Genomic DNA, 13,655 nt, shown 5'->3' on the forward strand with positions numbered 1-13,655 from the left:
AGAAAGCCGTATCACCCGGGAGGCCGTCAGCATGGACGTCGAACCCTTCGGCCCAGGTTCGCTGCACTGGGACACGGCCGGCGAATATCGCAACCTGCTCGTGGCCGGCAGCGCGCTGGTCCTCCAGACCATGCACCCGGCCGTGGGCGCGGCCGTCGCCGAGCACTCCACGTACAGGTCCGACCCGTGGGGGCGGCTCACCCGCACGCTCGCCTCCGTCCAGACCTGGGTGTACGGCGGCGCCGGCGGCCCGGCGGAGGGCGAGCGGCTCAGGAGGCTGCACCGGGACATCAGCGGGGTGGACGAGCACGGCAGGCACTACCACGCGCTGAACGGCGAGGCGTGGGCCTGGGTGCACCTCTCCCTGTTCGAACGCTTCATCGCGCTCAACCGGTGGTTCGGCACCCCGTTCACCCATGAGCAGGAGGAGCGGTTCTACGCCGAGTCGCGGCAACTCGGCGCGATCCTGCGGGTGCCCGAGCGGGAGATGCCGGGCGACCTGGCGGCGTACTGGCGGTATTTCGACGACATGGTGGCCGACCGGCTGGAGCCGCACCCGACCGCGCTGGAGGTGCTGGCCGTCATGCGCGGCACCCCGGCGCCGCCCGGCCTGCCCCGGCCGTTGCGCGGGTTGTGGACGCCGGTCGGGGTGGGGTCGGGGGAGTTCAACCACTTCGTGGCCGTCGGCACGCTGCCGCCGGCCGTACGCGGGAAGCTGGGGCTGCGATGGGCGGCCCGGGACGAGCGGCGGCTGCGGCGGGTCGGGCACGCGGTGGCGACGCTCACGCCGCGCCTGCCCGAACGCCTGCGCTACATGCCCATCGCCTTCCGTGCCCGGCGCGCCGCACGGAGGGCACGTGGCGCCGAGCGTCTCCCGACTCCAGCCTGACGCCGACGAGCCCATCCCGTGCGGGACGGCGGCCGCAGGGTGCTGAGATCCCGGGTGAGGCCAGGAGGCGTGCCCTGTGTCCCACGTCCGAGGATGTCGCGAACGCGGCGTGGCGCGGGTCGCGTCAGCGTTCGAGGATGTCGCGGACGTTGCGGGCGGCGTCGTCGAGCGTCACGCGCAGCGCCGCCACCTTCTCCGGCGTCAGGCGCGTGCCCGACGCCTCCTCGCGCGTCTGGGCGATGAAGTCGGCCAGCAGCTCGCCCAGCTCGGCGTCGAGGTCGGCCCGGTTGGGCGGCGCGCCCCCGAGCGTGGCCCAGACCTCCGACCAGATCCTGCGCCATTCCTTGCTGAGCCGTTCGCCTTCGCCCTGCCAGTGGTCGGCGTGCTCCATCCACTGGCGTTTCTGCTGCTCCTTGAGCCGCCTGATGCCCTCCCTCTGTTTGTCGAGCAGGTCCCTGGCGTCGTCGTGGCTGCTGGTGCGCACGTCCTTGGCCATCCGGGTCAGCTCGTCGCGCAGCGACTTGACGGTGTCGCGGACGTCCTCCTTGACCTCGCGGGCGATGTCGCGCACGGAGGCGGAGATCTCCTCCTCCAGGTCGTCGAGCTCATCGAGCCGGTCGTTCAGCTCCTCACGGCCCCGGTCGGTGATCGAGAACACCTTCTTGCCCTCGACCACCTCGTGCGTCACCAGGCCCTCCTCCTCCAGGCGGGCCAGGCGCGGGTAGATCGTGCCGGGGGAGGGCGAGTAGACGCCGAGGAACCGGTCCTGGAGCAGCCTGATGACCTCGTAGCCGTGGCGCGGGCTCTCGTCCAGCAGCTTGAGCAGGTACAGCCGGAGCCGGCCGTGACCGAAGACAGGACTCATTCCTTCTCCCCCTTGAGCAGCGTGATCTCGCCGGAGACCGTGATCGCCGACAGCGAGGCCATGCCGCCACCCAGCCGCCCCGACAGCGCTTTGGAGCCGGGGCCTCCCGTGTTGGACAGTTCGTCGAACGTGCTGACGAGCCTGCCCGAGGTGGATCTGAGGCTCACGTCCGCCTCGACGTTCTCCGGCAGTCTGACCAGGATGTCACCGGAGACGCTGTTGAGCGTCACGTGACCCGTGGGGCGCAATGCCAGGTCGGCCGTGAACCGGCCGGAGATCGTGGTGGCCTTCAGCCTGCGTGGAGAGCCGTCGGCCACCGTCAGGTCGCCGGAGACGCTCTTGAACGCCAGGTCGCCGGACATCGCACGGCTCTCGACAGGGCCCGAGACGGTGTTGGCCAGCACGTCGCCACTCACGGCGTCGAGCACGATCTCGCCCGACACGCTCTTGACGTGGGTCCTCGTCTCGAACCCGGCCACCACGGCGGGCGCGGTGACCACGCCGGCGTTGACCCTGCACGTTTTCGGCACGGCGATCGACAACACCGTCCTGCGGCGGTCGCGGCGCAGCCAGCCGAGCATGCCGTCCCACGTCAGGTCCTTGTAGGCGACGGTGAGCGACCGGGTGTGCTCGTCGTAGGTCACGATGAGCGGCGCCGCCGAGTCGACCTCGGCCACCTCCAGCGTGGGTGGGCCCTCACTGGCGAGCACGGCCAGCCGTCCGGCCACGATGCGTACGTCCAGCGTCTCCACCTGGCCGAAGGTGAGCTGCTCGGGTGCCTCGATCGCCCACTGTTGCATGTCCCTGCCCTTCTCTGCGACACGTCTCCTAGAGACACGATATGTCGCGTCTGGCGAGATCTCAAGATGTATCGCGTTCATGGGCGTCAGGAACGGGTCATTCGTCCTCGTCGTCCAGCCGCGCCAGCCACGTCGCCAGCCGCTCGACGGGCGTCTCGAACTCGGGGTTGAGGTCGACGAACTCGCGCAGCCGCTCGCCGAGCCACAGGAGGCTGACCTCCTCCTCGCCCCGGCGCTCGACCAGTTCCTCGATCCCCCGATCGGTGAAGTACATCGCGTCGTCCATTCCCTCCGCCGGGCAACCTGCCCGGCATCAACCTGTCAGAACGCCAGTGAGCCCCCGGACGGGCCGGGGGCTCACCGTGCGGGCCTGCTTCAGCTGAAGAGCTGCTCGACAATGGCCTCGAGCTCATGGTCGTGCGTGTTGTGCGAGCCCGTGGCCGGCGAACTGTTGGGGGTGCGCGACACCCGCTGCAGCCGCCGCCCGCCCAGGACCTGCGGGTCCTCGGCCAGCTTGAGCGTCAGGTAGGGCCACGGCCCCATGTTGACCGGCTCGTCCTGGGCCCAGACCAGCTCCACCTGCTCGCCGTAGCGCGCCAGCTCGGCGGCCAGCTCGTCGGACGGGAACGGGTAGAGGCGCTCCAACCGGACCAGGGCGACGTCGTCACGGCCCGTCTTGTCGCGCTGCGCGGCCAGCTCGTAGTAGAGCTTGCCGGAGCAGAGCACGACCTTGGTGACCTTGCCAGGGTCGACCGTCGTGTCGCCGAGCACCGGCTGGAAGGTGCCCGAGGTGAAGTCGGCCGCCTTGGACGTGGCCGCCTTGTGCCGCAGCAGCCACTTGGGCGTGAAGACCACCATCGGCTTGTGGCGCTTGGACTCGACCTGCCAGCGCAGCAGGTGGAAGTAGTTGGCCGGCGTGGTCGGCTGCGCCACCGTCATGTTGTCGAGCGCGCAGACCTGCAGGAACCGCTCGATGCGGGCCGAGGAGTGGTCGGGGCCCTGGCCCTCGTAGCCGTGCGGCAACAGCAGCACGACCGAGGACTTCTGGCCCCACTTCTGCTCGCCCGACGAGATGAACTCGTCGATGATCGTCTGGGCGCCGTTGACGAAGTCGCCGAACTGCGCCTCCCAGGCGACCAGCGCGTCGGGCCGCACGACGCTGTAGCCGTATTCGAAGCCGAGCGCCGCGAACTCGCTGAGCAGCGAGTCGTAGACGTAGAACTTCGTCGTGCCGTGGTTGAACGTCTTGAGCGGCGTGTGGTCGGCGCCGGTCATGCGGTCCACCAGGACGGCGTGGCGCTGGGTGAACGTGCCGCGCCGGGAGTCCTGGCCGACCAGGCGCACCGGGTGGCCGTCGATCAGCAGCGAGCCGAACGCCAGCGTCTCGCCCATCGCCCAGTCGATCGCGTCCTGCTCGACCATCTGGCCGCGGCGCTGCAACACCGGCGCCAGGCGCGGGTGCGGCGTGAAGCCCTCGGGCAGGCTCAGCTGGGTGTCGACGATGCGCTTGAGCGTCTCGTCGCTGATCGCCGTCGGCGTGTCGTCGTGCGACCACTTGACCACCTCGGCCGGCGGCACCCGCATGGCGCCCGCCTCCAGCGGCTTCTTGGCCGCCTCGCGGGTCTCGGTGAACGCCTGCTCCAGCTTGGCCTGGTAGTCGCGCAGCGCCTGCTCGGCCTCCTCGACCGTGATGTCGCCCCGGCCGATCAGCGCCTCGGTGTAGAGCTTGCGGGTCGAGCGCTTGGCGTCGATCAGGTCGTACATCAGCGGCTGGGTGAAGGCCGGGTTGTCGCCCTCGTTGTGGCCGCGGCGTCGGTAGCAGATGAGGTCGATGACGACGTCCTTGCGGAACGCCTGGCGGTATTCGTAGGCCAGCTCGCCCACGCGCACCACGGCCTCGGGGTCGTCGCCGTTCACGTGGAAGATCGGCGCCTGGATCATCCGCGCCACGTCGGTCGCGTAGACCGACGAGCGGGACGAGGCGGGCGAGGTGGTGAAGCCCACCTGGTTGTTGACCACCACGTGCACGGTGCCGCCGGTGCGGTAGCCGCGCAGCTGCGACAGGTTGAGCGTCTCGGCCACGACACCCTGGCCGGCGAAGGCCGCGTCGCCGTGGACGAGGACGGGCAGGACGGTGAAGCCCTCCTCGCCGCGCTCCAGAAGGTCCTGCTTGGCGCGGACGACGCCCTCCAGGACCGGGTCGACCGCCTCCAGGTGGGAGGGGTTGGCGACCACCGACGCGGTGATCGTCTTGCCGCTCGGCGCGGTGAACTCGCCCGTCGCGCCCAGGTGGTATTTCACGTCGCCGGAGCCGTGCGCGGTGCGCGGGTCGATGTTGCCCTCGAACTCGCCGAAGATCTGCGCGTAGGACTTGCCGACGATGTTGGCCAGCACGTTGAGCCGGCCGCGGTGGGCCATGCCGATGACGACCTCGTCGAGGTCTTCGTCGGCGGCGTCGCTGATCACCGAGTCGAGCAGCGGGATCAGGGACTCGCCGCCCTCCAGCGAGAAGCGCTTCTGGCCGACGAACTTCGTCTGCAGGAACGTCTCGAACGCCTCGGCGGTGTTGAGCCGCGACAGGATGTTGAGCTGCTCGTCGCGCTCGGGCGACTTGTGCGGCTTCTCCACCCGCTCCTGGATCCAGGCCCGCTCTTCGGGGTTCTGGATGTGCATGTACTCGATGCCGACCGTGCGGCAGTAGGAGTCGCGCAGCACGCCCAGGATCTCGCGCAGCTTCATCAGCGGCCGGCCGCCGAACCCGCCGGTGGCGAACTCCCGCTCGAGGTCCCACAGCGTCAGGCCGTGCGACTGGATGTCGAGGTCGGGGTGCTTGCGCTGCTTGTATTCCAGCGGGTCGGTCTCGGCCATCAGGTGGCCGCGCACACGGTAGGCGTGGATCAGCTCCAGCACCCGCGCCGACTTGGACACGTCGTCGTCGTGCGACGTCGACACGTCCTGGACCCAGCGGACCGGTTCGTACGGGATCCGCAGCGACTCGAAGACCTCGTCGTAGAAGCCGTCCTCGCCCAGCAGCAGCCGGTGGATCTGGCGCAGGAAGTCGCCCGACTGGGCGCCCTGGATGATCCGGTGGTCGTAGGTGCTGGTCAGCGTCATGACCTTGGAGACGGCCAGGCGCGAGAGCGTGTCGGGCGAGGCGCCCTGGTATTCGGCGGGGTATTCCATCGCGCCGACGCCGATGATCGTGCCCTGGCCGGGCATCAGGCGCGGCACGGAGTGCACGGTGCCGATGGTGCCGGGGTTGGTCAGCGAGATCGTGGTGCCGGCGAAGTCGTCGACGCCGAGCTTGCCGCCTCGCGCCTTGCGGACGACCTCTTCGTAGGCCATCCAGAACTGCCGGAAGTCCATCTCCTCCGCGCCCTTGATCGAGGGCACGAGGAGCTGGCGCTCGCCGTTGCTCTTCTGCACGTCGATGGCCAGGCCGAAGCCCACGTGCTCGGGCTTGACGAGCGTGGGCTTGCCGTCGATCTCCGTGTAGGAGTAGTTCATCTCCGGCATGGCGCGCAGCGCCTTGACGATCGCGAAGCCGATCAGGTGGGTGAAGGACACCTTGCCGCCGCGGCCGCGCTTGAGGTGATTGTTGATCACAATGCGGTTGTCGACCAGCAGCTTGGCCGGGATGGCACGCACGCTGGTCGCGGTCGGCACCGACAGCGACTGCTCCATGTTGGCGGCCGTGCGGGCCGCGGCCCCGCGCAACTTCACCTCCTCGGCGCCCTTGGGCACCGGGGTGGCCGGTTGCTTCGGCTTCTCGGCCGCAGGTGGCGCCTTCGGCGCCGCCTTGGGAGGCGCGGGGGCGGTCACAGTGCCGTTCCCCGCCTCCTTGGCCGGGGACCGGCCCGGTCCGTAGTCAGGGTTGTAGTCAGCGAAGAAATTCCACCAAGCCTTGTCGACCGACTCGGGGTCTTGGAGGTATTTCTGGTACAGCTCGTCGACAAGCCACTCGTTCTGACCAAAGCTTGCCAGCGGGTTTGTCCGCGACGACTCAGACGACACGGCGGAAATCGCCCTCTTCCGCAGATCGGCGTTGATGTTAGAGAACCTTTCCAAGGCTACTCGCCCGGACTGGCAGCGCGCGCCTAGGTGGGCGTGCCGCCACGCACGATCCTCTCAGGACGGCGCGATGAGGTCACGACCCCCTAGTCAACCCAGGGGGTTGCGCGATTATCACTATTTGGTATCAACACCCTGTCTGGAGGTTTACTTCCCTCCAGACACCAATCTGCTGGCGATTTGCACCTGAGGGGACAACTCGGACAGCAGGTCGGCGAGTTCCTCGCCCGCCTGCTTGAGCTCGTCCAGCGACATCGGCTCCAGGCGCTCGAGCAGGAAGATCGCGTTGGTGGTCTCCTCGGTGAGCCGGGTGCGCACCACCTGGCGCCAGTTCCACCTGCGGCAGGTCACCCCGAGGTCGTCGCGCCAGATCACCTCGCCGGGATCGGGCGTGCCGAGCGCCTCCTCGGACGCCTCGTCGCCGCTCGCCCTGACCAGCCGTGCCGGGCCGGAATAGCGGTCGAGGTCTTCCCCGCCGATGGGCAGCGCGTGCTTCACGCTGATCGAGTTGTAGGCGTCGACGACCTGGTTGATCTCCGGAAGCGGCATCCGGCGGGTGAGCGCGTCGACCGAGGGCCTGGTGCGCTGCGGCTTGGCCCCGAACGCGCGGTAGGCGTCCTTCCAGGCGTCGATCTTGTCGGTCTGGACGGAAACGGCCGAGGCCTCGGCGAGCCAGGCGCGTGAGCGCTCGTCGGTGGGTCCGTTGCGCAGGTCGCGGGCGGTCATGACGAGGACCGCGAAGTCGGGGCGCAGGGCGAAGACCGCGTCGTCCACCTGGATGTCGTCAAGCATCCCCACAGTTTATGAGCCGGAGAAATCGCCAAATACACTTTGCAAAATTGTCTTTGCGGTCTACGGTGGAGGACATGGAGGAGCAGTACAGAATCAGTGACGCGCAGGTGCTCAAGGTCGTCGCCCACCCGCTGCGGGTGCGCCTGCTCGGCCTGCTGCGCAGCGACGGGCCCGCCACCGCGAGCGAGCTGGGCCGCAAGGTCGGCGAGAGTTCCGGCTCGACCAGCTACCACCTGCGCGAGCTGTTCAAGTACGGCTTCATCGAGGAGGACCCCGACCGGCGCGACGGACGCGAGCGCCGATGGCGGGCCCGCCACCGCTACACCTCGTGGGACTCCGTCGAGCTGTCCGGCACAGAGGAGGGCCGCGAGGCCGTCAAGGTCGTGCACCTGCGGCAGGCCGAGATGGTCGGGCGGCTGATGGAGGCGTTCGACCCCGGCGACTGGGCCGACGACTGGGTGGAGGCCGCCGGGATGAGCGACCACCTCCTCACGCTGCCGCCCGCGGCGATCCAGGAGTTGAAGAACGGGATCGAGGAGCTGATGGGCGAGCTCTCCACCCGCTACGCCGCCGATCCGGCCGCCCGGCAGGTCACCGTCTGGTTCGGCGCGATCCCGCGCAACCGTGAAGAGGGGCGGGACGACCGATGACCGCGCGATCGGCCTTACGCCGCTACATGCTCGTCAGCTTCCTGACCTGGTTGCCGCTCGGGCTCGCGATGGCCGCCCAGGTGCTGCTGATGACCGAGCGAGGTCTCAGCCTGGCGCAGATCGGGCTGGTGACGACGGTGTTCTCGATCGTGACCGTGAGCCTGGAACTGCCCACCGGCGGCTGGCCGACGTCCTGGGGCGGCGCGTGGTGCTGGCGGCCTCGGCCGCGTTCACCGTCGCGGGCCTGGCGCTGATAAGCGTGTCCACGACGCTCGCGATGTTCATGGTGGCCGGCGTGCTGAAAGGCGTGGCCAGGGCCCTGTCCAGCGGCCCCGCCACCTCCTGGTACGTCGACACGCTGCACGGCGTCGAGGGCCACGACGCCGACCTCAAGCCCGGCCTGGCCAGAGGCGGCGCGATGGAGTCCGTGGCCCTGTGCGTCGGCGTCCTGGCGGGCGGCGGCCTGCCGCTCCTGGTGCCGCCCTCGCTGATCCTCCCCCTGGCCGCGCCGTCGTTGCTGGGCGCGGTCGCGGCCGCGGTGCTGCTGTTCGTGGTCATGTTCGCGCTGCCCGAGCCGGCTCACCGGCGCCGCACGCTGTCGAGCGTCCTGCGCGAGGTGCCCGTGACGGTGGCGGGCGGCATCCGGCTGGCCGCGGGCCGCGCGCTGCTGCGCAGGCTCATGATGGTCGCGGCGGCGACGGGCGTGGTGCTGATGGCCATCGAGCTGCTCACCCCCGGACGGCTGGCCGAGCTGGCGGGCACGGCCGAGGAGGGCAGCCTGGCCTACGCCGTGGTCGCGGCGCTCGGCTTCGCGGGCAGCGCGATGGGCAGCGCGCTCGCGCCGCGCGTGGCCCGGCTGGCCGGCGGCTCGGCCGGGGGAGCGGTCGCGGGGACGGTGCTGGCCGCGCTCTCCGTGGGCGCGCTCGCCGCGACGGCGGGCCTGGACGGCCTGCCGGGAACGCTGAGCGCGGGGCTGGCCTACGTCGTGCTGTTCGCCGGCCTCTCGCTGACGGGCGTGCTCTGCCTGGAGCTGACCCACAAGGCCGTCTCCGCCTCCGAGCGCACCACGGTCACCTCGACGAACTCCATCGCCCTGCAGTCCGGCGGGACCCTGGCCAACCTCACCCTCGGCGCCCTGGCCGCCCAGTCGGGCCTCGCCGCCGCCTGGGGGGTGGTGGCCGTGGTGACGCTGGCCTCGGCGCTGTTGTTCGTCCGGATGCCCGCGCCTACAGGCTCCAGTCCAGCTCGGGACCTACCGGCACGATCCGGCTCGGGTTGATGTCGGTCTGGGTGAGGTAGTAATGACGCTTGATCTCGTCGAAGTCGGTGGTTTCGCGGAAGGCCGGGAGAGCGTACAGCCTGCGCGCGTACGCCCACAGCGCCGGATAGTCGGTCAGCCGCCTGATGGAGCACTTGAAGTGCGCGTGGTAGACGGTGTCGAACCTGGCGAGGGTCGTGTAGAGGCGCACGTCACTGTCAGTGAGCGTGTCGAAGAGGAACTCCGACTCCGCCAGGCGCACCTCCAGGAAGTCGAGGGTGGTGAAGACGCGGGTGACCGCCTCCTCGTACACCTGCTGGTCGCGGGCGAAGCCGGCCTCGTACACCGCGTTGTTGAGGCCGTGGTAGAGGCGGTCGTTCATGATGGCGATGTCCGGCCGCAGGCGCTCCGGGTAGAGGTTCGGCGAGGTGCCCCATGACGTCTCCAGATCGAGGGTGATCTGGGGGAAGTCGTTGGTGACGATGCGCTGGTCCTTCGTGTCCCAGACGCAGGGGACGGTGTAACGGCCCGTGTAGCCGGGGTCCGTCGCGTGGTAGAGCTCCGAGAGATATTCCGGGTCGCCGCCGGGAACGCGCCAGCCTTTCTCGTCGCGGACGGGATCGACGATCGTGACGTCCAGCAGGTCCTGTAGCCCGAGGAGTGATCGCACGATCAGCACGCGCTGCGCCCACGGGCAGGCGTAGGAGGCGTAGAGCCGGTACCTTCCCGGCTCGGGCGGGCCGAGCCGGTCCGTGAACCGGTTGGGCTGCCGGACGAAGCGGCCAGTGTCGGAATGCTCGCGGCTCGGCTTCATGGTCCTAGTAGAACATGATTCGGATGCCGAACCTCGTTCGGGCACAATCGAGTCCATGACGAAAATCGTGGTGACCCCTGCCAATGTGGCACAGCGGGACGCGTGGGCAGGCGGGGCGATCCCCGAGGTCGAACGGGTGCGCCCGGGGTTGTGGTCCGTGCCGGTGCCGATCCCGGTCAATCCCCTGCGGTACGTGCTGGTCTACGTCCTGGAGCTGCCCGACGGGGTGGCGATCGTCGACGCCGGGTGGAACACCGACGAGGCGTACGACGCGCTCGTCGCCGGCCTGGCCGTGGCCGGCTACGCGATCACCGACGTCAAGGGCGTGCTCGTCACCCACATCCACCCCGACCACTACGGGCTGGCCGGGCGCGTCCGTGAGATGTCGGGCGCGTGGATCGCGCTGCACCCGGCCGACGCGCGGCTGGTCCGCGAGCGTTACGACGACGCGGCCATCGACTCCCTGGTGGCACGGGAGCGCGAGCTGCTGCGCCGCTGCGGGGTGCCCGAGCTGACGCTGGACGAGCTGGCCGGGGCCTCGATGATGATCCGGCACGTGGTCACCATGGCCAAGCCCGACCGGCTGGTGGAGGACGGCGACGAGCTCGGGCTGCCCGGCTGGGACCTGCGGGCCGTCTGGACGCCCGGCCACTCGCCCGGGCACCTGTGCTTCGTCTCGCCCGCGCGCAGGGTGCTGTTCTCCGGCGACCACGTGCTGGCCAAGATCACGCCGATCGTGGCCGTGCACCCGCAGTCAGGCCCCAATCCGCTGGCCGACTACCTCGACTCGCTGGCCGCCGTGCGCAAGCTGGACGTCGAGGAGGTGCTGCCCGCGCACGAATACCGTTTCCTGGAGCTGGCCGAGCGGGTCGACACGGTGATGGCGCACCACGACGAGCGGCTGGCCGAGATCGAGCGCGTGGTGGGCTCGCTCGACGGCGCCGCCTGCTGGGACCTGGCCACCCGGCTGACCTGGTCGCGGCCGTGGGAGACGATCCCGCCGTTCATGCGGCGCGCGGCCAACAACGAGACGCTCGCGCACCTGGCCTGGCTGGAGGCCAGAGGGCGGGTGCGCCGGGTGGCGGGCGAGCCGGACCTGTGGTTCCCGGCCTGACCGCGGCGCCGGCTCCGTGGTTCCCGGTGTGATCGGGGCCGCCGGGACGGGGGCGCCCGAGCGCCGGGCGGGCGCTGGAGCCGGGGGCGGGTTATCGTACTCGTACTAGAATGTTGTTCTCCTGCCTGGGAGGTTCGATGCTTCGGTTCGATGACAGGGTCGCGATCATCACGGGGGCGGGGCACGGCCTCGGCAGGTCGCACGCGCTGCTGCTGGCCGAGCGCGGGGCCAAGGTCGTGGTCAACGACCTCGGGGGCGCGCTCGACGGCACCGGGGCCTCCGCGGGGCCCGCCGCCGAGGTGGCCGAGCTCATCACGAAGAACGGCGGCCAGGCCGTCGCCAGCACCGACAACGTCGCCACGCCCGAGGGCGCCAGGGCCATCGTGAGCACCGCCGTCGACGCGTTCGGCAAGGTCGACATCGTCGTCAACAACGCGGGCATCCTGCGCGACAAGTCGTTCGGCAAGATGACGGTCGAGGACTTCGACGGCGTGCTCGCCGTGCACGTACGCGGCTCCTACCTGGTCACCCAGGCCGCCTACCCGCTGATGAAGGCGGCGGGCTACGGCCGCATCGTCAACACCTCCAGCCCGGCGGGCCTGTTCGGCAACTTCGGCCAGGCCAACTACTCGACCGCGAAGATGGGCCTGGTCGGCCTGACCAAGACCCTGGGCATCGAGGGCGCGCGCAACGGCGTCAAGGCCAACGCCATCGCCCCCATCGCGTGGACCCGGATGACCGAGGCGCTGCTGCCGGCCGAGTTCGAGGCCAAGTTCACGCCCGAGCGGGTGAGCGCGCTGGTGGCCTATCTCGTGCACGACTCGTGCGAGGCCAGCGGCGAGGTGTTCAGCGTCGGCGGCGGCCGGGTGGCGCGGGTGTTCGTGGCCGAGGGGCCCGGCTGGAAGACCGACGACCTCACGCCCGAGACGATCGCCGGCAACTGGGAGGCGATCATGGCCGAGCAGCCGTACGTGCTCACGGCGGGTGACTCGATGAAGGCCATGTTGTAGAGCGGTGGCCTCCCGAGCCGGTCCTCGCCTGTCCGGGGGCCGGTTTCGTCGTTCCGGAGTTATCTGACGACTGGCCAAATGTCAAGCAATGGGGGGAATGTCGGAAATCAGATAGGCTTTGTTCGATCTTCGGCGGAAGTTGGGGGAGTTTGGGCGATCCATACTCTTGATTTGCCGTATCGGTGATCTTATTGTCGCCACATGACCCCCCAGCCGGGCTCCGCCGGCGACGTGCTGACGCTGATCAGCGCCGGATCGGCGACGACCCGTTCCGATCTCGCGCGGCTCACCGGCCTGGCCAGATCGACGATCTCGCAGCGGGTCGACGCGCTGATCGAGCGCGGCCTGGTGGAGGAGACCGAGAGCGGCGAGTCCACCGGAGGGCGGCCGCCGCGGCAACTGCGCCTGCACACCGAGGACCACGCCTTCGCCGGCGTCGACCTGGGCGCCACGCACTGCCGCGTCGCGCTGATGGACATCTCCGGCAACGTGCTCGCCGAGTGCGAGGACTCGATGCTGATCAGCGACGGCCCCGAGAAGGTGCTCGCCCACGTCGACCAGCGGCTCGACCGGCTGCTCGGCACGGCAGGACGGCCCAGGTCCGCTCTGCGCGCCGTCGGCATCGGGGTTCCGGGACCCGTCGAGTTCGCGACCGGGCGGCCGAACAACCCGCCGATCATGCCCGGCTGGAACGACTACCCCATTCCCGACTACTTCGACGGGGTGGAGGTGCTGGTCGACAACGACGTCAACGTGATGGCGCTCGGCGAGCACCGCACCTCCTTCGCCGACGCCGGCCACCTGCTGTTCGTCAAGGTCGGCACCGGCATCGGCTGCGGCATCGTGGCCCAGGGCAGGCTGCACAGGGGCGCGCAGGGCTCGGCGGGCGACATCGGCCACATCAGGGTCAGCGGCCACGAGGACGCCGGCTGCCGGTGCGGCAACAGCGCCTGCCTGGAGGCCGTGGCCGGCGGCGCCGCGATCGCCAGGCGGCTGACCGAGCTGGGCCTGCCCGCCGAGACCGGGGCCGACGTCGTCGCGCTGGTGCAGGCCGGCAACACGCAGGCGCTGCGGCTGGTCAGAGAGGCGGGCCGGCTCATCGGCGAGGTGCTGGCCGGCCTGGTCAACTTCTTCAACCCCGAGGTCATCGTCATCGGCGGGGCGCTGTCGCGCGTGCACGAGCACCTGCTCGCCGGAATCAGGGAGACGGTCTACCGCAGATCCCTCCCGCTGGCCACGCACCACCTGTCGATCACGCCCAGCCGTACGGGCATCAACGCCGCCGTGCTCGGCGCCGGGATGCTCGCCATCGAGCACTACCTGTCCCCCGACAACATCAACCGCATCGTCAACGCCTGAGCAGAACGCCCGGCAACAACGCTGAAGGGATCT

Annotated in this window: 13 protein-coding genes; 7 read left to right on the top strand and 6 right to left on the bottom strand. The window is 69.9% G+C overall.

The genetic code is table 11. The features are described 5' to 3' along the window. The first annotated feature begins 31 nt into the window (after positions 1-31). Positions 32-889, top strand: coding sequence for an oxygenase MpaB family protein (locus ABGA98_RS12295; protein WP_347618364.1), 858 nt, complete (start codon positions 32-34; stop codon positions 887-889). 124 nt (positions 890-1,013) lie between these two features. On the opposite strand, the gene ABGA98_RS12300 is transcribed toward ABGA98_RS12295, so the two are convergent. From ABGA98_RS12300 to ABGA98_RS12320, 5 genes are all read right to left on the bottom strand, one after another. After that, complete coding sequence (locus tag ABGA98_RS12300) at positions 1,014-1,754, bottom strand: PadR family transcriptional regulator (protein ID WP_347618365.1); 741 nt, start codon at positions 1,752-1,754, stop codon at positions 1,014-1,016. Beyond that, positions 1,751-2,554: a DUF4097 family beta strand repeat-containing protein gene (locus ABGA98_RS12305; protein ID WP_347618366.1), complete on the bottom strand. Its 804-nt coding sequence runs from the start codon at positions 2,552-2,554 to the stop codon at positions 1,751-1,753. The genes ABGA98_RS12300 and ABGA98_RS12305 overlap by 4 nt, the downstream gene beginning before the upstream one ends. Positions 2,555-2,651: 97 nt before the next feature. Next, positions 2,652-2,828 carry a DUF6104 family protein gene (locus ABGA98_RS12310; RefSeq protein ID WP_091104129.1) on the bottom strand — a complete coding sequence of 59 codons (177 nt, stop codon included), beginning with the start codon at positions 2,826-2,828 and terminating at the stop codon, positions 2,652-2,654. Between the two features lie 101 nt (positions 2,829-2,929). After that, positions 2,930-6,568: a multifunctional oxoglutarate decarboxylase/oxoglutarate dehydrogenase thiamine pyrophosphate-binding subunit/dihydrolipoyllysine-residue succinyltransferase subunit gene (locus ABGA98_RS12315; protein WP_347618367.1), complete on the bottom strand. Its 3,639-nt coding sequence runs from the start codon at positions 6,566-6,568 to the stop codon at positions 2,930-2,932. Positions 6,569-6,772: 204 nt separating this feature from the next. Then, the gene (locus ABGA98_RS12320) at positions 6,773-7,417 is read right to left on the bottom strand and encodes a phenylalanine--tRNA ligase beta subunit-related protein (RefSeq protein WP_347618368.1); all 645 of its coding nucleotides are present in this window, start codon (positions 7,415-7,417) and stop codon (positions 6,773-6,775) included. Between the two features lie 74 nt (positions 7,418-7,491). Between ABGA98_RS12320 and ABGA98_RS12325 the strand changes: the two genes are divergently transcribed. The 3 genes from ABGA98_RS12325 to ABGA98_RS12335 are packed head-to-tail and all read left to right on the top strand — an operon-like array spanning position 7,492 to position 9,346. Beyond that, positions 7,492-8,067, top strand: coding sequence for a helix-turn-helix domain-containing protein (locus ABGA98_RS12325; protein ID WP_347618369.1), 576 nt, complete (start codon positions 7,492-7,494; stop codon positions 8,065-8,067). After that, the gene (locus ABGA98_RS12330; RefSeq protein ID WP_347618370.1) at positions 8,064-8,321 is read left to right on the top strand and encodes a hypothetical protein; all 258 of its coding nucleotides are present in this window, start codon (positions 8,064-8,066) and stop codon (positions 8,319-8,321) included. The genes ABGA98_RS12325 and ABGA98_RS12330 overlap by 4 nt, the downstream gene beginning before the upstream one ends. After that, positions 8,273-9,346, top strand: a complete 1,074-nt coding sequence (locus ABGA98_RS12335) for a hypothetical protein (protein WP_347618371.1) — start codon at positions 8,273-8,275, stop codon at positions 9,344-9,346. The genes ABGA98_RS12330 and ABGA98_RS12335 overlap by 49 nt, the downstream gene beginning before the upstream one ends. Here the strand turns inward: ABGA98_RS12335 and ABGA98_RS12340 are convergent. Beyond that, entirely contained in the window at positions 9,294-10,139 is an 846-nt protein-coding gene (locus tag ABGA98_RS12340) for a glutathione S-transferase C-terminal domain-containing protein (RefSeq protein ID WP_347618372.1), read from the bottom strand. The genes ABGA98_RS12335 and ABGA98_RS12340 overlap by 53 nt on opposite strands. Before the next feature lie 55 nt (positions 10,140-10,194). Here ABGA98_RS12340 and ABGA98_RS12345 point away from each other — a divergent pair, with 55 nt between their 5' ends. From ABGA98_RS12345 to ABGA98_RS12355, 3 genes are all read left to right on the top strand, one after another. After that, positions 10,195-11,253, top strand: a complete 1,059-nt coding sequence (locus tag ABGA98_RS12345; RefSeq protein ID WP_347618373.1) for an MBL fold metallo-hydrolase — start codon at positions 10,195-10,197, stop codon at positions 11,251-11,253. A 137-nt stretch (positions 11,254-11,390) separates the two neighbouring features. Beyond that, positions 11,391-12,263, top strand: coding sequence for an SDR family NAD(P)-dependent oxidoreductase (locus ABGA98_RS12350; RefSeq protein ID WP_347618374.1), 873 nt, complete (start codon positions 11,391-11,393; stop codon positions 12,261-12,263). 201 nt (positions 12,264-12,464) lie between these two features. Continuing rightward, positions 12,465-13,622, top strand: a complete 1,158-nt coding sequence (locus ABGA98_RS12355) for an ROK family transcriptional regulator (protein ID WP_347618375.1) — start codon at positions 12,465-12,467, stop codon at positions 13,620-13,622. Positions 13,623-13,655 lie beyond the last annotated feature (33 nt).

It is taken from the genome of Nonomuraea sp. B1E8, assembly GCF_039871515.1.
Taxonomy (GTDB): domain Bacteria; phylum Actinomycetota; class Actinomycetes; order Streptosporangiales; family Streptosporangiaceae; genus Nonomuraea.